The following is a 17,793-nucleotide window of genomic DNA, read 5'->3' on the forward strand; positions in this document are numbered from 1 at the left end:
CCCCGTCTCGGCTGAGATAAACCGCTCTGACGTGCGGTTTTCATCACTCTCGTCTGAGAAGTTCCTGAGAAGCACGCCGTTGTGGAACTGCCGCTGTCCGATGCCTGCACCGACCTACCCGCGATTGCTGTCTTTACACCGGCCGTACCAGTCCGTGGCGCACCAGTCCGGCCACCACGGACAGTGCCTCGGACGCGAACTCCGAGGTCACGTCGTCAGCTCCGTGGGCAACCGCCAGCAGTTCGATCAGCTCGTACAACGGCAGGCCGTCGGCGCGCATTCCCGCGAGCAGGGAGATGGTTGTCTCATCCACCTCGTGCTGCCAGCGCGGCCCGTCGCCGCGATGCACCCGCGCCACCCGCGGCGTCCAGCCCTCGGGCCCGGGCAGTGCGACGCGCTCCAGCGCCGTCGCCGGGTCCACCACGAATCGTGAAGTCCAGGCCAGGTTTTCGTCACCCGCGACGGCGCGCAGCCAGGCCGACCGCTCGAAATACTTCGTCGCCTCGTCACCGAGCGGATCCTCGAAACCGTGCGTGAGGTCTTCGGCGAGCAGTTCGGTCGGTCCGTCGATGGCGCGCAGATAGACGAACCCGAACCCGACCCCTTCCACCTGCGCCGCGGTGAACGCGTCGAGCCACTGATCGGCACGCGCCTGGGCGGCGGTGTCGCGCGGGTCCAGGCCCGCGTCGCGCAACCAGGTGCCGACATAGAGGGCGGGATCGGCGACGTCGCGCTGTACGACCCAGGCATCGATGCCGTGCGCGGGCAGCCAGGACGACACGCGGTGACGCCAGTCCTCACCCTCGACATGCACCCATGCCGCGAGCATCGCGGCTGTGCCGCCCGGGTTGAGCAGATCGGCGGCCTGGCCGATGACGAGCTCGCTCGCGCCGTCGAGCGCCAATCCGGAATCCCGGTAGGTGTGCTCGATCCTGGCCGGGCCGACGACGAACGGCGGATTCGCCACCACCTGATCGAAGCGGCGTCCCGCGACCGGCTCGAACCAGGATCCTTCGACGAGCTCCAGATCCAGGCCGTTGAGCGCGGCGGTCGCTGCGGCGAGCCAGAGTGCGCGCGGGTTCACGTCCGTCGCGGTCACCCGGTCGGCATAGGACGTCGCGTGGACGGCTTGCACACCGCAACCGGTGCCCAGGTCGAGCACGGAACCGACGGGCCGGGTCGGGGTGGCGCGCAGCAGCGACAGCGAGGCGTGGCCGACGCCGAGCACGTGGTCTTCGCTCAGCGTCCGCTTGCGCATCGAGTCGTCGAGATCAGACAAAATCCATCGGGTGCCCGCGCCCGCGTCGAGCGGACGCAGATCCAGCACGGCCAGCACGGTGTCCCCGGCCCGGCGCAGCAGGCCCGCCGCGATCGCGCGATCGATGTCCACGGGCGCCAGGGCCGCGGCCACGTCGCGTTCCGGCATCGGATCGCCGAGCAGCAGCAGCCGGATCAGCGTGCCGAGCTCGCCCGCGTCGCGGGCCGCGCGGCGCACCGGGACCGGTTCGGAACGGCCCAGCGCCGCGTGCGCGTCCTCGCCGAGCACCTCGAGCAGCGTGTCGGCGTCGTAGCGGACGCGGGTCAGCGCCGTCCGCAGGTCCGGGCACAGCGCGGTGAGCAGGGATTCGGTGGTGGTCGATCGGTTCGTGGGCACCTCGGTACTCTGCCACCGCAGTGGTGCCGAACCGGTGAGGTGGTCGCGATGTCGAACTCGAACACCTACGCCGTGTGTCTCCCCGGCACGCCTGAACCAGCGCGAGGGTCACACCTGAACCAGCGCAAGGGCTTGGGACGGCACGGAGCCCGAAAGCGTGCGGGGTGCCCGCATGGGTGCGGGGTGCCAGGATGGGTGCGGCACGCTGGAGCGGGTGCGAGCAGTTTCCCGCACGGGTTCTCGAACGGTGGGGTTCAGAGGAGGCCCGTGGTCGGGTTGCGGGCGGTGACGCAGTAGGTGGCGTCCGCCGGATCCGCCATCACGATCCAGTAGTCGTAGCGCTGCACGATGGTGGCGCCGAGGGATTCGTGCCAGGTGGCCGTGGCCTCGATGTCGTCGGACGCGAGGTCGATGTGCGCGCTGGTGGCGCGGTCTTCGCCGAGGCGTTGTAGCAGCAACTGCACCGGCAGGTGCTGTTCGGCGCGCAGCCGGGCGAACTCCGCCAACCTGCCTTGTTGAAAGGTCCAGCCGGTCAACGACTTCCAGAACTCGGTCTCGACCGCGTGATCGGCGGGGCCGATGTCGAGGCACACCTGATCGAGACGGCTGAGGGTGCCGTCGGGTGCGGTCACCGGGGGCGCGGGGGTGCTGGTGGCGCGACCGCTCGGGGTCAGGCAGAAGGTCTGGCCGCCGGGGGAGCGCAGCACCGCGTAGTCGGGGTGGTTCGCGACCAGATCCGCGCCGAGGTCGAGTGCGGTGCGCACCGCGGTGGGGATGTGGTCGACATCGAAGTCGAGGTGCACGCCGCCGAGCCCGGTCACCGCCTGCATCTTCACGCCCGCGGCGGCGAAGAGCGCGGGATCGGGTAGCAGCGTGAGGAATTCGTCGTGCTCGCCGCGGCGGGCGGAGAGTTCGGTACCGGTGACCGTGGACCAGAACTTGGCGCAGTCGTCGAAACGCTGTGCGGGGCGGTCGAGGAAGGCCCAGACCCACCGAATCATGTTCTCTCCTGTCTTGTTCCCCGGGACACATTAGGGAAAGCGGCATCCACTGTCGAGGACATTGGCGTGTCGTCGGAAGTGGCACGATATTGGTGTTTTGTGGCTTTCCGGCCACTCGTTGCCCCGGCGGAATTCCGGCACGCTCAGCGGATGACCGAACTCCAGACGCCGCCGACCGCTTCGATCCAGCACCGGCGACTGCACCCGGCATGGGTGGTCGCGGGAGTCGGGTTCGTGACGTTGATCGGGGCGGCGGCGTTCCGCTCCGTGCCCAGCGTGCTGCTGGATCCGCTGCACGCGGAGTTCGGGTGGTCGCACGGCACCATCGGTGCGGCCGTGTCCTTGAATCTGCTCCTCTACGGGCTGATTTCGCCGTTCGCCGCGGCGCTGATGGACCGATTCGGCATCCGCGAGGTGGTGGCGTGCGCGCTGGTGCTGGTCGCCGCGGGCAGCGGGCTCACCGTGTTCATGACCGAGGCGTGGCATCTGATGCTCACCTGGGGTCTGCTGGTGGGCATCGGGGTCGGGTCGATGTCGATGCCGTTCGTCGCCACCATCACCGGGCGCTGGTTCGTGCGGCAGCGCGGCCTGGTCACCGGGGTGCTCACCGCGGCGGGCGCGACCGGTCAGCTGGTGTTCCTGCCGCTGGTGTCGGCCCTGGCGCACGCGCACGGCTGGCGGGTGCCGTCGCTGATCGTCGCCGGAGCGGCGCTGGCCGTGGTGCCGCTGGTGCTGCTGTTCGTCCGGGACTTCCCCAGCGACGTCGGGGTCACCGCGTACGGCGCGGAAGAAGGCAGCCTCGTCGGTCTGCGCACGCCGGCGAGTGCGGGGGCGTGGCGCGCGCTCACCGTGCTCGCCGCGATCGCGCGGCGGCCCGGATTCTGGTTGCTGGCCGGGGGATTCGCGGTGTGCGGTGCGTCGACCAACGGGCTCGTCGGCACCCACTTCGTCAGCGCGGCACACGACCACGGGATGCCGCCGACGGCCGCCGCGAGCCTGCTCGCCGTGGTCGGCGTGTTCGATGTGGCGGGCACCATCTTCTCCGGCTGGCTGACCGACCGGGTCGACCCGCGCTATCTGCTGGTCGGCTACTACGTGCTGCGGGGCGCGTCGCTGCTGATCCTGCCGTCGCTGCTCGGTCCGCACACCCAGCCCAGCCTGTGGGTGTTCATCATCTTCTACGGATTGGATTGGGTCGCAACCGTTCCGCCGACAGTGCTGCTCTGCCGCGAACTGTTCGGCGCCGACGGACCCGTCGCCTTCGGCTGGGTCTTCGCCGCCCATCAGATCGGCTCGGCGATCGCCGCCACCGGTGCCGGCGTGATCCGCGACCTCCAAGGAAACTACGACCTCGCCTGGTACCTGGCCGGTGCCCTCTGCGCCGTCGCCGCCGTGATGTCCGCCTTCGTCACCCGCCGCCCGAGCGAAACGCTCGCCGTCCCCGCGTGAGTGTGGTCGGCCCGAGCGAAGTGGGGTCCGGTTGCTGTGGCGTCGATTCCGAGGTGGCCGGAGATCGGTACCGGTGGTGCGGTGGACGGCTGGGATTCCGGTGTCGGCGGCGGTCGGTGCTGACGCCGCGATGAGCGCGGCGGCGATCCCTGTGGACGGTGAGCGGCACTGCTGACGTGCGGAGGTGGCCGGCCGACGCCGATGGACTCCGCTTTTGCGGTTGGTTTCGCGGTGTGGGGAAGTTCGGCCGGTATCAGCCGTCGATGGCGTTGTGCGGGCGCGATTCGATGGCGGTGCGGGGGCGGTCCCAGCGGCTCGGTTCGTCTTTGCGGCGCGGCGGGCGGTCGTTGGCGATGAGGACGGCGATCCAGGGGAGCGGGATGGACACCGCGATGACGAGTATCGCGAGCAGCGCGCTGTGGAACGAGCTGTAGACGATCGCGGCGATCACCAGGCACGGGATACGGAACGCCATGATGATCGTGTAGCGGCGCACCCGGGCGCGGTGCTGATCCTCGAGCGAGGGCTGCGCCTCGGTGATCAGGACGGGATGTTTGTCGTCGCTGCCGGGGAAGTATCCGGCTTTGCGCGGAGAAACGGAGGGCATCGTGACCTCGGGGCCGGAGCCGTCGAGGTCGTCGGCGTCGGAGGAGTCGCCGTGCTGCTGCATGCCGTCGAGTCTTCCACTGTCCGGGCTCGACCGCACACACAGTGGTCAGCCCGGCGAATGCGGAGCGAAGGGACACGACGCCGGTTGGGTCACGTGTCCTCGACGTCCATAGCCTCTTGGGCAGCGAAGTTGTCATGCGGCATCATGGAGTGCGTGAGTAGTGACACGATGGTTCGCCCGGATTCGACCACCGACGAGTCGACGAGCGACGACACCCCGAAGTTCTTCCACTACGTGAAGAAGGACAAGATCGCCGAGAGCGCCGTCATGGGCACCCATGTCGTCGCCCTGTGCGGCGAGGTCTTCCCGGTGACGCGCTCGCCCAAGCCCGGCTCCCCGGTCTGCCCCGACTGCAAGAAGGTCTACGACGGCCTGAAAAAGGGCGACTGACCCCCGCCGAATCACCGCACGTGGTACGCCTGGCAGCGTCGCCCGAGTTGGCGTCCCGCGCGTGAATTGTCGTCCCGCGCGCGAAATCGCTGACGAACTTGCGCGCGCCGTGCCAATTCGTGCGCGTCGTGGCCGCGATGGCTGGTCAGCTGCGCTGTGGCTGGCGTAGCGGACGGTGAACGGGTGGCGGCCGTGGTTCGGGTGGGTTAGGGTCCGGCTGCACCGCGGCGCGTGTGCCGACGTAACCGGAGCGCTGCCCGACCCTTCGTGCTAGGCGGTTCTCGGTTCGGTGTCGACGGGGTCTTGGGGCGTGGCGCTCGAGTTCGGGTCGGGGGTGGTGGGATTCGGGGTGTCGGGGGCGGGTTCGTCTTCGGGGTCGCCGTTGAGTTGGTTGGCGATCCATTCCTTGACCTGTTCCATGCGGGTGGCGCGGGCGGGCCAGAATTCTTGGACGGCGGCATTGAATTCGGCGCCCAGGATCACCGCGAAGCCGAGGAAGTAGGTGAACAGGAGGAAGGCGATGGGGGTGGCGAGCGCGCCGTAGGTGACGCCGGTGTCGGTGACCCAGGACAGGTAGCGCCGCAGTCCTTCGCTCGCGGCCATGAAGAACACGCCGGCCACCAACGCCCCGTTGAACAGTCGATGCCAGGGCAGCGAGGTGTGCAACGCCAGCTTGTACAGCGTGGTCAGTCCGACGATCAGCAGCAGTCCGACGCCGGGATAGTAGAAGAAGTCCAGCAGGCGCAGCCCGGTCGCCCGCCATGCCGCGGGCAGCACCCGCCCGATCAGGGTCGGCCCCAGCGCGACCAGCGGCAGAATGAACACCGACGCCACCAGGAACAACACGTACAGCAGCAGCGCGAAGATGCGCTGCCACACCGGGTGTCGCGCGTCCTGCTGATCGTGCGCCTCGACGATCGAGTCGACGAAGGTCGCCATCGCGGACGACCCGGCCCACAGCGACAGCACGAAACCGACCGACACCACCGCACCGCGTCCGCGCCCGAGCACATCCTGCACGGTGGGCTCGATGAGATCGGAGACCACGGTGGAACTGAACAGGTCGCGGCTGAACGAGATGATCTTGGATTCGACGATCTGCACGGTGTCGGGCCCGAACCACCCGCCGACGTAGCCGAGGCTGCCGAGCACGCCGAGCAGCAGCGGCGCCAGCGAAAGCGTCTGCCAGAACGCTGCGGCCGCGGACTTGGCGAAGATCGAGTCGTCCCACGCCTTCACCGCGACCCGCACGATGAGCCGGATGGTCCGCCTGCGTGCCCGTCGCCCGCCGAGGATGACGCGCTGCGACCAGGTCAGCTTTCGCGCAGCAAATCCACCACTGAGCGACGGTAGGTCGGTGCGCAGCGGGTCGCTCGGCAGGGCCTTCTTCTCGGACATCGTGCCTACAGCATCGCCTACATCTTCGATCCGTACCGCAGTCCGGGGGCGACGTGTCGTCGGGCAACACGTGAATTCGGGCGTGTCTGCTGGTGAACATGTGATGCCGATCGCGCATGCCGCGTCGGTTTGGCAACACGCCGTGCCGGGCCAGTAGGGTCGAGTGCGTGACTGGGTCGGGTGGCGCCGCTGTGGCGGGACAAGCGGAGACACCGGGCGATTCGGGAACACCCGAGGCTTCGGGCAGACCGAACAGCTCCGGTACATCGAGTGGCGGGTCGCTGCGTGCCTGGCAGCGGCGGGCTTTGACGAAGTATCTGGCGTCCAAGCCGCGCGATTTCCTCGCGGTGGCGACGCCGGGCGCGGGTAAGACCACCTTCGCGCTGCGGGTCGCGGCCGAGCTGCTGGCCGACCGCACCGTCGATCAGATCACCGTGGTCGCCCCGACCGAGCATCTCAAGCATCAGTGGGCGCAGTCCGCGGCCCGCGCGGGCATCGCACTGGACTCGCGGTTCTCGAATGCGGCGGGCGGCACTTCCGGCGACTATCACGGTGTCGTGGTCACCTACGCGCAGGTCGCCTCGCACCCGTCGCGGCACCGGGTGCGCACCGAAAACCGCAGGACCCTGGTCATTCTCGACGAGATCCACCACGCGGGCGACGCGAAGAGCTGGGGTGAGGCGACCGCCGAGGCGTTCGGTGACGCCACCCGCAGGCTCGCGCTGACCGGTACCCCGTTCCGCAGCGACGACAGCCAGATCCCGTTCATCACCTACGAGCCCGACGAGTCCGGTTTCCCGCGTTCGCGCGCCGATCACGCCTACGGCTACTCCGAGGCGCTCGCCGACGGCGTCGTGCGGCCCGTGGTGTTCCTCGCCTATTCCGGTGACGCGCACTGGCGCGACAGCGCCGGCGAGGAGCACACCGCCCGCCTCGGTGAGCCGCTGAACGCCGAGCAGACCGCGCGGGCCTGGCGCACCGCGCTCGATCCGGCCGGCGACTGGATCTCGGCCGTGCTGCGTGCCGCCGATATGCGTCTGCGTCAGCTGCGCAATACCGGCATGCCGGACGCGGGCGGCCTGGTGATCGCCACCGACCAAGAGCGGGCGCGCGACTACGCCGAACTGCTGGAACACATTTCGGGCAGTAAGCCCGCGCTGGTGCTGTCCGACGATCCGTCCTCGTCCGACCGGATCGGCGAGTTCGCCGCCAGCAAGGATCCGTGGATGGTCGCGGTGCGCATGGTGTCCGAGGGGGTCGACGTGCCGCGGCTGGCCGTCGGCGTGTACGCGACGAGCGCCTCGACCCCGCTGTATTTCGCGCAGGCGATCGGCCGGTTCGTGCGTGCCCGGCGGCCCGGTGAGACCGCGAGCGTGTTCCTGCCCTCGGTGCCAGTGCTGCTCGACCTGGCCGCGCAGCTGGAATTGCAGCGCGACCATGTGATCGGCAAACCGCACCGGGAGAAGGACGGCCTCGAAGACGAGCTGCTGATCGAGGCGAACAAGCAGCAGGACGAGCCGGGCGAGGAGGAGAAGTCCTTCGTCGCGCTGGCCGCCGACGCTGAGCTGGATCAGGTGATCTACGACGGATCCTCTTTCGGCACAGCGACTTTCGCGGGCAGCGACGAGGAAGCCGACTATTTGGGCATCCCCGGGCTGCTCGACGCCGACCAGATGCGCGCGCTGCTGCGCGACCGGCAGTCCAAGCAGATCGCCGACCGCGCCGAGACGACCTTCACGCCCGCGCCCGGCCCGCAGGTGGCGAGTGCGTCCGAACGGGTCGCCACCGCGGATAGGCTGGGTGAATTGCGCCGGGAGCTCAACAGTCTGGTCGCCATGCACCACCACCGCACCAACAAGCCGCACGGCGTGATCCACGGCGAGCTGCGCCGCGAATGTGGCGGCCCGCCAACAGCTTTGGCCTCCGCCGATCAGCTGGAAGAACGCATCGCCGCACTGCGCCGGATGTAGGGCACTGTCGGGCGCGGGTGCCGCTGGGTGTGGTCTCGCAGGCGGCCGGGTGCGCGGTGTGTCGCTATTGCTGGTCCCCGCTGCCTGCAGTAGTTGCGGAGGAGTCCGCCGGCCACGCGGCCATCGCGCAATCGATCGCCAGGGTCAGGTTTTTCAGCGGGACCCCGTCGCGCGCCTGGATCGACAGGCCGTACAGCACCGTGGTGTAGAAGTTCGCGAGGGCGGCGGTGTCCGTGTCCGCGGCCAGATCACCTTCCGCCACACCGCGATCCAGTCGCTTGCGGATGTCTCCGGTTGTGCCCCTGCGTTTTTCGACCAGGAAGTCGCGAATGGACTCGTTGCGGGTGGTGTAGGTCGAGCCGGCCAGCACGATCATGCAGCCATGCGGTTTGTCCTCGACGGTGTAGGCGATCGCGTTGTCCCGCAACATCGCTTCGATGGCGGAGCGCGCGGTCGGCTCTTCGCGCAGTGCCCGCTCGGTGTTCCCGCCTTCGGTCTGCCCGTAGAGGTCGATGGCCTCCCGGAACAGTGCCTCTTTGCAGCCGAACGCGGCGTACAGGCTCGGTGAGTTGATGCCCATCGCGGTGGTGAGATCGTTCATCGACGCGCCCTCGTAGCCGTGCTCCCAGAACACCTCCATGGCGCGGCGCAGCGCGTCCGTGCGGTCGAAAGCGCGCGGTCGTCCCCGTTCGGCCATCCCGATCCTTTCTGTGTCGATCACTAAATATACCGCTTGACGCAGAGCGGGCCTGTGCGCTTAGCTATTTATGTATTGATCGACACAGAAATAGGAGGAGCGATGTCGGGTCTCACGGGCAAGGTGGCGCTGGTGACGGGCGGCAGCCGGGGTATCGGGGCGGCGATCGCGCGTAAGCTGGCCGCCGACGGGGCGGCCGTGGCCATCACCTATCAGAACCGCGACGTGCAGGCGAAAGCCGTTGTGGCGGAGATCGAATCAGCCAGCGGCCGGGCTGTCGCCTACCGTGCGGACAGCGCCGACGCCGCGGAGGTGGTGGGTGCCGTGCACCAGACCGCGAGCGATCTCGGCCGGTTGGACATCCTGGTGAACAACGCGGGCATCTTCCCCGCGAAACCGTTCGAGGAGTTCACCGTCGACGAGATCGACCGCGCGCTGCACATCCACGCTCGTGCCGCGTTCGTCGGCGCGCAGGCCGCGGTGGCGCACATGCGCGACGGTGGCCGGATCGTCAGCGTCGGCAGCAACCTGTCCGAGCATGCGCCGTTCGCCGGTCTCGCGCTGTACAACCTGAGCAAGTCGGCGCTGAACGGTTTCACCAAGGCGCTCGCGCGTGAACTCGGTCCGCGGGGAATCACCGTCAACCTGTTGCAGCCGGGATCGACTGTGACGGATATGAATCCGGTCGACGGCGGGCACTACGACCTGCAAGTCCAGCTGTCGGCGCTGGGCCACTTCGCGGCGCCGGAGGACATGGCGGCGATGGTCGCGTTCCTCGCGGGGGACACCGGTCGCAGCGTCACCGGCGCGATCTTCACCATCGACGGTGGCACCAACGCGTGATCAACCGGTGAAATAACGGCCGGGGGAGACGCCGACGGCACGGCGGAACGCCGCGACGTAGGCACTCGGGGTGGCGTAGCCGACGCGGCCCGCGATGCGGGCGATCGGCAGGCCCGCCGCCAGCAGTGGCAGGGAGGCGGCGAGGCGGACCTGAGTTCGCCAGTGGCCGAAGGTGATTCCGGTTTCCGCGAGGAACAGCCGCGCCAGGGTGCGGGGGCTGGTGGCGACGGCCGCGGCGAACGCCGCCAAGGTCCGGTCGTCGGCGGGATCGCGGGTCAGCGCGTCGGCCACCTGCTTGGCACGCGGATCGGTCGGGGGCTGGAGCGTGATCGGGACGACGTCGACCGGGCTCAGCAGATCGAAGACCACCGCCTCCGCTCGCTCGCGTCGGGCGGCGGCGGTTCCGGGTGCTGTGAGGTGGTCGAACAGCTCGTGCAGCAGCCGGGTGACGCGGAGCATGGTCGGCGTCGTGAACGTGACGGGGCAGCGGCCGGGTTCGAGGTAGATGCCGCGCATTTCGGCACCGTCCGCGGTCCCGGTCCGATGCCGGATGCCGCCGGGGATCCACAGTGCCCGGGTGGGCGGCAGCACCCAGCGGGCGTCGCCCACCTCGACGGCGATGACTCCGCGTGCGGCCCAGGCGATCTGGTGCTGCGGATGCTCGTGCGTCGCGAACCAGAAGCCGGCGGGCAGCAGCCCGACGCCGAACACCATCGCCGTCGGACCGGGTGGCACCGGCTGGAGGCGGGGATGGCCGTTCAGCGACACAGTATGTCACCGTAGCCGGTAGTGGTCATCGCTGTCCGCTCCTAATCTCGTGGCTATGGCGATGAACCTGCTCCATCGGGCGCTGTGCCGCTCTGCGCGGTGGGAACGGACCAGCGCGACCAAGCTCGTGCCGTGGGCGCTGCACGGCCTCGAGCTCGGTGACCGTGCGCTCGAGATCGGGCCCGGCTACGGCGCGAACGTGGGGGCGCTGCGCGCTCGCACGGGTTCGCTCACCGGGGTCGAGATCGACCCGGAACTGGCCGCGCGGTTGCGCACCCGGCACGGGTCGGCGATGACCGTGGTGCAGGGCGACGGCGCCGAGATGCCCTTCGCCGCAGAGCAATTCGACTCGGTCGTCTGCTTCACCATGCTGCACCACGTGCCGACCGCACGGCAGCAGGACCTGGTGTTCGCCGACGCGCTGCGGGTGCTGCGTCCCGGCGGGGTGTTCGCGGGCAGTGACGGCCTGGACGGCTGGCTGTTCCGGCTCATCCACCTGGGCGACACGTGCGTGCCGGTGCCGCCCGAGCATGCCGCCGACCGCCTCACCCGCATCGGCTTCACCGACGTGGAAATCGAAATCGGGCAGGGAAGCTTCCGCTTCCGTGCCCGCCGCCCCGCCTGACCGCCCCGACACTGTCCGGACGCCATCGGCGGATCCGATCCGAGCCGAATCCGTCACCAGGACAGTGAGATCGGGCGCTCAGGAGAGGTGCGCACGCCGCAGAGGAGGGTGCCGGCGTGCGCACCTCGGTCGGACCGCCACCGTCCGTGAGAGGCGCTCCCGTCCGCCCTCGCTGGTCGGCCGTCTCGCCCGCCCCCTGCCTTCACCCCTTCTGGCGTGCCGGAAGGGGTGGCGGTGGGTCTCGGGCGCCGTCGGACTGTCGTCGGACACCGAGACCGGGCAACCTGCCCGCACGCCGGATGCGCGTACCTGCACCGCCTCTGGCGTTCCGCGCCGCCACTGGCTTCCCCGCACCCGCCGACCAAAGCGGGTGCGGGAAGCCGGAACTGGTGCGAGGCTGCCGCAACGAGTCCGTCAGTGCACGGCTGGCGCGCTGAAGTAGTCCGCGGGGTCGAGTGTGTTGATCGGTGCCCAGCGGGGTGCCTCGACAGCGGCCGGTGTGTCCTGCTCCGGGGCCGCTTGGAAATAGCCCTGGAGTTCCAGTGCCAGGCGTGGATTCTCGTCGACCCGTCGTGCCATGTCGTAGTACAGGGCGAGGATGTGCAGGCAGCGGGCGGACCGCGCCTTGCAGGAGCAGTCCGTTCCGGCCAGCACCGGCGCGACGGCGATGCCCGCGGCCTTGGCGGCGCGGTGCATGTCGTCGGTGAGGACGGTGGTGTCGGGGATGACCGCGTTGATGGCGGTGACCGCCGTGCGCGGCAGCGGCGCGACCTCCAGATGGAGCACCGAAGCCTCGCTGCCCCGGTGCAGGGTCGCGCGGACGACGCGGCCCTCGACGGTGGCCTGGATACCGTGGTTGCGGGCGATGCTGCGAGCACGGGGGAGCAGTGGGTCGGGCCGGGTCTGCCGTAGCGGTTCGGCGAGCCGGACCCAGTCCATGCCCCACAGGGTGTAGCCGAATTCGTTGTCCGCCATCAGTTCCCCCGTTTCCGGCGCAGGATTTCGATCAGCTGGTCGTCGTCGAGCCGGGCCAGCGCGGCGATGCCGGCGGAATCGCCGAGGTCCGAGAGCGCGGACTTGCGATCGTGCATCCGGGCGATGTGTTCTTCGACAGTGGTGGTCGAGGTCAGCGTGGTGACGGTGACCGTGCGGGTCTGGCCGATGCGATGGGCGCGATCGGAGGCCTGTGCCTCGACGGCCGGATTCCACCAGCGGTCGAAGTGGATGACGTCGGCGGCGCGGGTCAGGGTGAGGCCGGTGCCCGCCGCGCGCAGGCTCAGCACGAGCACGGGCGGTCCGTCCGCGGCCTGGAAACCGTCGACGATCGCGGCGCGCTCGGCCTGGTCCAGTCCGCCGTGGAAGAACGGCGCCGCGACCTCGAACTGTTCGGCGAGGTGGCGCACGAGCAGTTCTCCGGTTTGCCGGTACTGGGTGAAAATCAGGGTGGGAGCGCCCAATTCGAGGTTGTTGGCGACGATATCGGCGCACAGGTCGAGCTTGCCGGAGCGGCCGGCCAGCTCGGTCAGCTCGCCGGTGACCAGCCCCGGATGGTTGCAGACCTGTTTGAGTGCCGTGAGTGCCGCGAGGACTCGGCTCTGGCGCTGGGCCCCGGAGCCGAAGCCGTCGTCGATGGCGCGATCGAGCAACTTGTCGTACAGGCTCTCCTGCTCGCCGGTGAGGTCGCACAGCAGGTCGGTGTGGATCTTGGCCGGTAGCGACGCGGCCACCTGCGCCTTTTTCCGCGCGAGCACGACGGGCTCGATGGCGTCGCGCAGCCGGGCCGCGGCGCTCGCCGAGCCCTCCTGGATCGGCCGGACGAACCGGCGCCGGAACTGGGTGCGATGCCCGAACAGTCTGGGCGCCACCAGATTCAGCAGCGCCCACAGCTCTTCCAGGTGGTTCTCCACCGGCGTGCCGGTCAGCGCGACGCGCACCTCGGCGTCGAGCGTGCGTGCGGCCTTGGCGAGTTGGGTGCGCGGATTCTTCAGGGCCTGCGCCTCGTCGAAAACCGTGGTCGCCCAGCGATGCTCGCCGAGCAGGTGTCCGTGCAACCGCAGGGTCGGATATCCCGCGACGACGACCGTCCCGGCCTCGGCCGCGATCTCGCCTCCCCGCCAGACGGTTACGCGCAGTCCCGGCGCGAACCGGTCGATCTCGTGCGCCCAGTTGCCCACCAGCGAGGTGGGGCACACCACGAGCTGCGGCCCGTTCGCGGCCCGCCCGTGCAGGAAACCGATGGTCTGCACGGTCTTTCCGAGCCCCATCTCGTCGGCCAGCACAGCCCCGCCGTGCGCCGCGACGGTTTCCCGCAACCAGCTCACCCCGCGCACCTGATAGGGCCGCAGCTCCGCTTTCAACGCGACCGCCAATTCGGCCGCCACCCCTTGCGTTTCACGCAGCACCCGCACCGCCCGCTCCGCAGCGACAACCGACGTCCCCGCCGCGTCCGGCACAGCGTGCGCCGCAATCGGCAATGCCTCGGCACGCAGACGGATCAGGTCCGCCACATCGGGCAGCGACTTCGCCTCCGCGACACCGGTATTCCCCGCAGCTGCGACGGTTGGTACCGGATCAGCCGCGGCTATCCCTGTCCCCTCCTCGCGCAGCGCCGCTTGCCAGGCGTGCACCGACGCGCCTGCGTCATCGATAACCGATCCCGCGAAGGTCTGAGGATCGCGCAACGCGCAGTCGACCTCGCTGATTTCGATCGTGCCGTCCGGTCCCGTCGGGACCGCGAGCGGGACGGATTCCCGGTCGCCGACCTCGGGTGCGGGCCCGGTGTCCCGGCCGGTCCATGTCCACAGGGCGAACATGTGCCGGTCGGGTAGATACGTGGCCTGTGTGCTGCGCAGAACGAACCCCTTATTCGGCGTATGGTGTACGAAGTATCTGAACAACGTACAGGGTACCGAGTTTGTTCCGAGGAGTCCCGTGGCCGACGAAACCACCGTCGAACAGGCGAAACAGCTGATCGGACTGCTGTGGCGGCGCGAGGTCCCGCCGCGCCCGGGCGGCCGCGGGCCGAAACAGACGGTCAGCGTCGACGCCGTGGTCCGTGCCGCGATCGAACTCGCCGACCGGGACGGGTACGCCAGGGTATCCATCCGCGCGGTCGCCGCGGAGCTGGGTCTGCGGCCGATGAGTCTCTATACCTACGTACCGAGCAAGGACGCGCTGGCGGTGCTGATGGCGGACACGGTCGCCGACGAGGACGCGCCCATCGCCCTAGAGCTGCCGCTGCGCGACCGGATGGCCGCGATCGCCCGGCAGGCCCGCGCGGAGCTGATCGCGCATCCCTGGCTGCTGGAGGTGCCGCCGTGGCGGCTGGTGCTCGGCCCAGGGCGGATGCGGCGATTCGAGCGGCAACTGGCGGCGATCGACGACATCGGCCGGTCCGAGGTGGAACTGGACCGGGTGATCGCGGTACTCACCGAGTTCGCGACGGGTAATGCCAGGATGGCCGTCGCCGCGCGACGGGAAACCCAGGTGATGACCGACGCCCAGTGGTGGGACGTGCACGGCCCGCTGCTCTCGGGCGCGATGTCGCCCGAGGCGTTCCCGCTGGCGTCGCGGGTGGGCAAGGTGGTCGGAGAGCTGTACGAAGCGCCCGGCGACCCGGACGGGGCGTTCGAATACGGCCTGAACCGCCTGCTGGACGGGATCCTGCCCGCCTCGATCGGCTCCTGAACAGACCGAGAGCGGGCGATCCGTGGATCGCCCGCTCGGGTCGAACGGTGTTCTGTTGTCGGATGCTGTTATCTCAGGACGCGAGGAGTTGATCAGAGCGCGGGAGCGGACTCCGTGTCGATCACGGCTTCCAACTCACGCAGTCGATCCATGTGTTCGTTCGCGTGGTGCTGGCAGAAGAGCAACTCGCCACCTGCGGGCAGAACGGCGCGCACTCGAGCTGCCGCCCCGCAGCGGTCGCAACGATCGACCGCGGTCAGTGGGGTGCTAGTCAGGGTTCCTGGCATGACTCCTCCGTCCTGGCTCCCGGTTCACAGACCGTTCGCCTGGTGTGGGGCCCGTGGTCACTCCGCGGGCTCGCTACCGCTACTTCCCAGCAGTGGTATGACTACTCTGTCAGACGTTCGGGACGGGGGCTTTGTTCCCGTGAGTGATTCGGTGTGTTTTCGATAACACGACCAGGGATTTCGCTACGGGCGAACATTCCAGGTCACGCTTCGAACTCAGTGTGGTCACCACCTCGAACAGGCCGATCCAGTTGTCTACCGGGAGATTACCCGTGACCCATGACACTCACACGCTCGTTCACATATGTACTTTGAGCGAGTGGCTTTCCGCCCGGCAAACCGGTGAGTATCGGGCTCCGTCGCTCGAAGAGGTCGGGTTCATCCATCTGTCGGCGCCGGAGCAGGCGCATCTGCCGGCCAACCGGCTCTTCGCGGGCCGCCGCGACCTGGTGCTTTTACGGCTCGATCCGGCCCGTCTGGGTGCACCGGTGAAGTGGGAACCCGGCGTGCCCACCGACCCCGAGTCGATGCTTTTCCCGCACCTGTACGGTCCGCTGCCGACCGGTGCGGTCGTCGCGGTCGAGGAGTTCCAGCCCGGCCCCGACGGCTCGTTCGCGCCACTGGCGAAGTGAGGCTAACGGTCGCGAACCTCGCGCGCCACGATGGCGGCCTGAACCCGTGACCGCACACCGAGTTTCGTCAGCACCCGGGAGACGTGGGTCTTCACCGTCGTCTCGCCGATGAACAGCTTGCCCGCGATCTGCGCGTTGGACAGTCCGTCGCCCAGGCAGTCGAGCACCTCGCGCTCGCGTTCGGTGAGGTCGGCGAGCCCGTCCGGCTCCGGTTGCGTCGCATCGGGATTCACCGCGGCGAACGCCGAGATCACCGCCCGGGTCACCTCGGGGGCGAGCACGCCGTCGCCCGCGGCCACGGTGCGGACGGCATCGATCAGCGCCTGCCCCGACGACGACTTGAGCACGAACCCCGACGCGCCGGCCCGCAGCGTCCGGAAGACGTACTCGTCCAGGTCGAATGTGGTCAGGATCAGCACCTTGGCGAGCCCGTCGGCGGTCACCCGCTCGGTCGCGGTGATGCCGTCCACCCCGGGCATGCGCACGTCCATCAGCACGACGTGCGGGCGCAGCGCCTTGGCCTGCGATACCGCGACGTCACCGTCGGCGGCCTCGCCGACCACCTCGATATCGTCCTCGGCGTCCAGGATCATCCGCAGTCCCGCGCGGATGGCGGCGTGGTCGTCGGCGATCAGCACGCGGATCGTCATGACGCGCTCGCGATCGAAACCGGCAGGGTCGCTTGCACTTCCCAGGTGCCTGCGCTCGATCCGGCCGTGAAACTGCCGCCCAGCGCCGCGGCGCGCTCGCGCATGTTGATCAAGCCGCGATGCGGGTCGCCGTTCTCGCTGTGCCGCACCGTGATCGCCGGTACCGGATTGCGAACCGCCACCCGCAGTTCTCCGTCCCGCGCACTCACATCGATGTCGACCCCTTGTCCCGGTGCGTGTTTCATGGCGTTGGTCAAAGCCTCCTGGATGATGCGGTACGCGGCCTGATCGACCGCGCTCGGCAGTTCGGTGTCGTCGAGGGTTTCGTTGACCCGCACCGCGATTCCGGCCGCGCGGGCGGCATCGACCAGGATGGACAACTGTGCGAGCCGCCGCGGCGCCGCCACCTCGTCCTCGCCCTCCCCGTCGCTGCGCAGCAGGCCGATCATCGTCCGCATCTCCTGCAGGGCGCTGACGCTGTTGGTGCGGATGGACTGCATGATCCCGGTGACCGCGGCGTCGGGCTGCTTGCGGGCCAGCACCCCGAGCGCGGCCTCGGATTGGATCGCGATGGCCGAGAGATGGCCGGCGATCACGTCGTGCAGGTCGCGGGCCATGGTGGTGCGCTCGTCGGCGATGGCCGCACGGCGGTCGAGTTCGGCCACCAGGGTCAGCGCCTGCGCCCGGGCCCGTTCGGCCGCGGCGATGTCTTTGTGCGTGCGCACCGAATTGGCCCACCACAGCGGCGTGGCGATGAACGCGAGCACCACCAGCAGCGCCAGCGAGATGGCCCGCAGGTCGTGCGCGACGACGGCGGTGACGAGCACCAGCAGCACCGAGAACGTGGCCCAGCCGATGATCACCCAGCGCGACGTGCGTTTCGCGGAGTACAGCACCGCCGCGTACATCAGGTCGCCGTAGATCAGCCACACCGGCACCGAGGGGCCGATCCAGATATCGATACTCAGCGGGATCAGCCCGACGAGCATCGCGGGCACCGGCATTCGGCGCCGCGCCATCGTCAGCAGGCACAGCGGAGCGAGGATCGCGAGCCGGACCGGAAACGGGACCG

General features: G+C 69.3%; 18 protein-coding genes. 7 read left to right on the forward strand and 11 right to left on the reverse strand.

Translation table 11 applies throughout. The features are described 5' to 3' along the window. Window positions 1-133 precede the first annotated feature (133 nt). Both NBRGI_RS41660 and NBRGI_RS41665 read right to left on the reverse strand, forming a co-directional pair. Window positions 134-1,654: a DUF7782 domain-containing protein gene (locus tag NBRGI_RS41660; protein WP_029903608.1), complete on the reverse strand. Its 1,521-nt coding sequence runs from the start codon at window positions 1,652-1,654 to the stop codon at window positions 134-136. Between the two features lie 254 nt (window positions 1,655-1,908). After that, window positions 1,909-2,655: a VOC family protein gene (locus NBRGI_RS41665; protein ID WP_029903610.1), complete on the reverse strand. Its 747-nt coding sequence runs from the start codon at window positions 2,653-2,655 to the stop codon at window positions 1,909-1,911. A 150-nt stretch (window positions 2,656-2,805) separates the two neighbouring features. On the opposite strand from NBRGI_RS41665, the gene NBRGI_RS41670 reads away from it, so the two are divergent. After that, window positions 2,806-4,104, forward strand: a complete 1,299-nt coding sequence (locus NBRGI_RS41670; RefSeq protein ID WP_029903613.1) for an MFS transporter — start codon at window positions 2,806-2,808, stop codon at window positions 4,102-4,104. Window positions 4,105-4,357: 253 nt separating this feature from the next. On the opposite strand, the gene NBRGI_RS41675 is transcribed toward NBRGI_RS41670, so the two are convergent. Beyond that, on the reverse strand, window positions 4,358-4,711 hold the full coding sequence (locus NBRGI_RS41675; protein ID WP_029903614.1) for a DUF3099 domain-containing protein: 354 nt from the start codon (window positions 4,709-4,711) through the stop codon (window positions 4,358-4,360). Window positions 4,712-4,918: 207 nt separating this feature from the next. Between NBRGI_RS41675 and NBRGI_RS41680 the strand changes: the two genes are divergently transcribed. After that, on the forward strand, window positions 4,919-5,164 hold the full coding sequence (locus NBRGI_RS41680) for a DUF3039 domain-containing protein (protein ID WP_086006299.1): 246 nt from the start codon (window positions 4,919-4,921) through the stop codon (window positions 5,162-5,164). 270 nt (window positions 5,165-5,434) lie between these two features. On the opposite strand, the gene NBRGI_RS41685 is transcribed toward NBRGI_RS41680, so the two are convergent. Then, window positions 5,435-6,562, reverse strand: a complete 1,128-nt coding sequence (locus NBRGI_RS41685; RefSeq protein ID WP_029903618.1) for a YihY/virulence factor BrkB family protein — start codon at window positions 6,560-6,562, stop codon at window positions 5,435-5,437. Window positions 6,563-6,678: 116 nt separating this feature from the next. Between NBRGI_RS41685 and NBRGI_RS41690 the strand changes: the two genes are divergently transcribed. Then, window positions 6,679-8,532, forward strand: a complete 1,854-nt coding sequence (locus NBRGI_RS41690) for a DEAD/DEAH box helicase (RefSeq protein WP_370466265.1) — start codon at window positions 6,679-6,681, stop codon at window positions 8,530-8,532. Window positions 8,533-8,596: 64 nt separating this feature from the next. Here NBRGI_RS41690 and NBRGI_RS41695 read toward each other — a convergent pair whose 3' ends face one another. Beyond that, window positions 8,597-9,229, reverse strand: coding sequence for a TetR/AcrR family transcriptional regulator (locus NBRGI_RS41695; protein ID WP_029903621.1), 633 nt, complete (start codon window positions 9,227-9,229; stop codon window positions 8,597-8,599). 102 nt (window positions 9,230-9,331) lie between these two features. Between NBRGI_RS41695 and NBRGI_RS41700 the strand changes: the two genes are divergently transcribed. Then, entirely contained in the window at window positions 9,332-10,072 is a 741-nt protein-coding gene (locus tag NBRGI_RS41700) for an SDR family NAD(P)-dependent oxidoreductase (protein ID WP_029903623.1), read from the forward strand. Here NBRGI_RS41700 and NBRGI_RS41705 read toward each other — a convergent pair whose 3' ends face one another. Further along, window positions 10,073-10,840, reverse strand: a complete 768-nt coding sequence (locus tag NBRGI_RS41705) for an AraC family transcriptional regulator (RefSeq protein WP_148311160.1) — start codon at window positions 10,838-10,840, stop codon at window positions 10,073-10,075. It abuts the gene before it with no gap. A 55-nt stretch (window positions 10,841-10,895) separates the two neighbouring features. On the opposite strand from NBRGI_RS41705, the gene NBRGI_RS41710 reads away from it, so the two are divergent. Next, the gene (locus NBRGI_RS41710; RefSeq protein ID WP_029903626.1) at window positions 10,896-11,465 is read left to right on the forward strand and encodes a class I SAM-dependent methyltransferase; all 570 of its coding nucleotides are present in this window, start codon (window positions 10,896-10,898) and stop codon (window positions 11,463-11,465) included. Between the two features lie 414 nt (window positions 11,466-11,879). Here the strand turns inward: NBRGI_RS41710 and NBRGI_RS41715 are convergent, their stop codons facing one another. Beyond that, the gene (locus NBRGI_RS41715; RefSeq protein WP_029903629.1) at window positions 11,880-12,440 is read right to left on the reverse strand and encodes an SWIM zinc finger family protein; all 561 of its coding nucleotides are present in this window, start codon (window positions 12,438-12,440) and stop codon (window positions 11,880-11,882) included. Beyond that, on the reverse strand, window positions 12,440-14,278 hold the full coding sequence (locus NBRGI_RS41720) for a DEAD/DEAH box helicase (RefSeq protein WP_029903631.1): 1,839 nt from the start codon (window positions 14,276-14,278) through the stop codon (window positions 12,440-12,442). The genes NBRGI_RS41715 and NBRGI_RS41720 overlap by 1 nt, the downstream gene beginning before the upstream one ends. 118 nt (window positions 14,279-14,396) lie before the next feature. Between NBRGI_RS41720 and NBRGI_RS41725 the strand changes: the two genes are divergently transcribed. Beyond that, on the forward strand, window positions 14,397-15,152 hold the full coding sequence (locus NBRGI_RS41725) for a TetR/AcrR family transcriptional regulator (protein ID WP_029903633.1): 756 nt from the start codon (window positions 14,397-14,399) through the stop codon (window positions 15,150-15,152). Window positions 15,153-15,244: 92 nt separating this feature from the next. On the opposite strand, the gene NBRGI_RS49505 is transcribed toward NBRGI_RS41725, so the two are convergent. Continuing rightward, the gene (locus NBRGI_RS49505) at window positions 15,245-15,439 is read right to left on the reverse strand and encodes a DUF7455 domain-containing protein (RefSeq protein WP_029903635.1); all 195 of its coding nucleotides are present in this window, start codon (window positions 15,437-15,439) and stop codon (window positions 15,245-15,247) included. Window positions 15,440-15,750: 311 nt separating this feature from the next. Between NBRGI_RS49505 and NBRGI_RS41735 the strand changes: the two genes are divergently transcribed. Next, on the forward strand, window positions 15,751-16,071 hold the full coding sequence (locus NBRGI_RS41735) for a DUF952 domain-containing protein (protein ID WP_148311161.1): 321 nt from the start codon (window positions 15,751-15,753) through the stop codon (window positions 16,069-16,071). A gap of 2 nt (window positions 16,072-16,073) precedes the next feature. On the opposite strand, the gene NBRGI_RS41740 is transcribed toward NBRGI_RS41735, so the two are convergent. Together NBRGI_RS41740 and NBRGI_RS41745 are read right to left on the reverse strand one after the other, a co-directional pair. Continuing rightward, window positions 16,074-16,721, reverse strand: coding sequence for a response regulator (locus tag NBRGI_RS41740; RefSeq protein ID WP_029903639.1), 648 nt, complete (start codon window positions 16,719-16,721; stop codon window positions 16,074-16,076). Further along, window positions 16,718-17,793 (reverse strand): sensor histidine kinase (locus NBRGI_RS41745; RefSeq protein WP_029903641.1); only part of this gene is annotated, 1,076 nt, incomplete at its 5' end. The genes NBRGI_RS41740 and NBRGI_RS41745, both read right to left, overlap by 4 nt.

Origin of the sequence: Nocardia brasiliensis IFM 10847 (genome assembly GCF_000710915.1) — a bacterium.
Lineage (GTDB): Bacteria > Actinomycetota > Actinomycetes > Mycobacteriales > Mycobacteriaceae > Nocardia > Nocardia brasiliensis_A.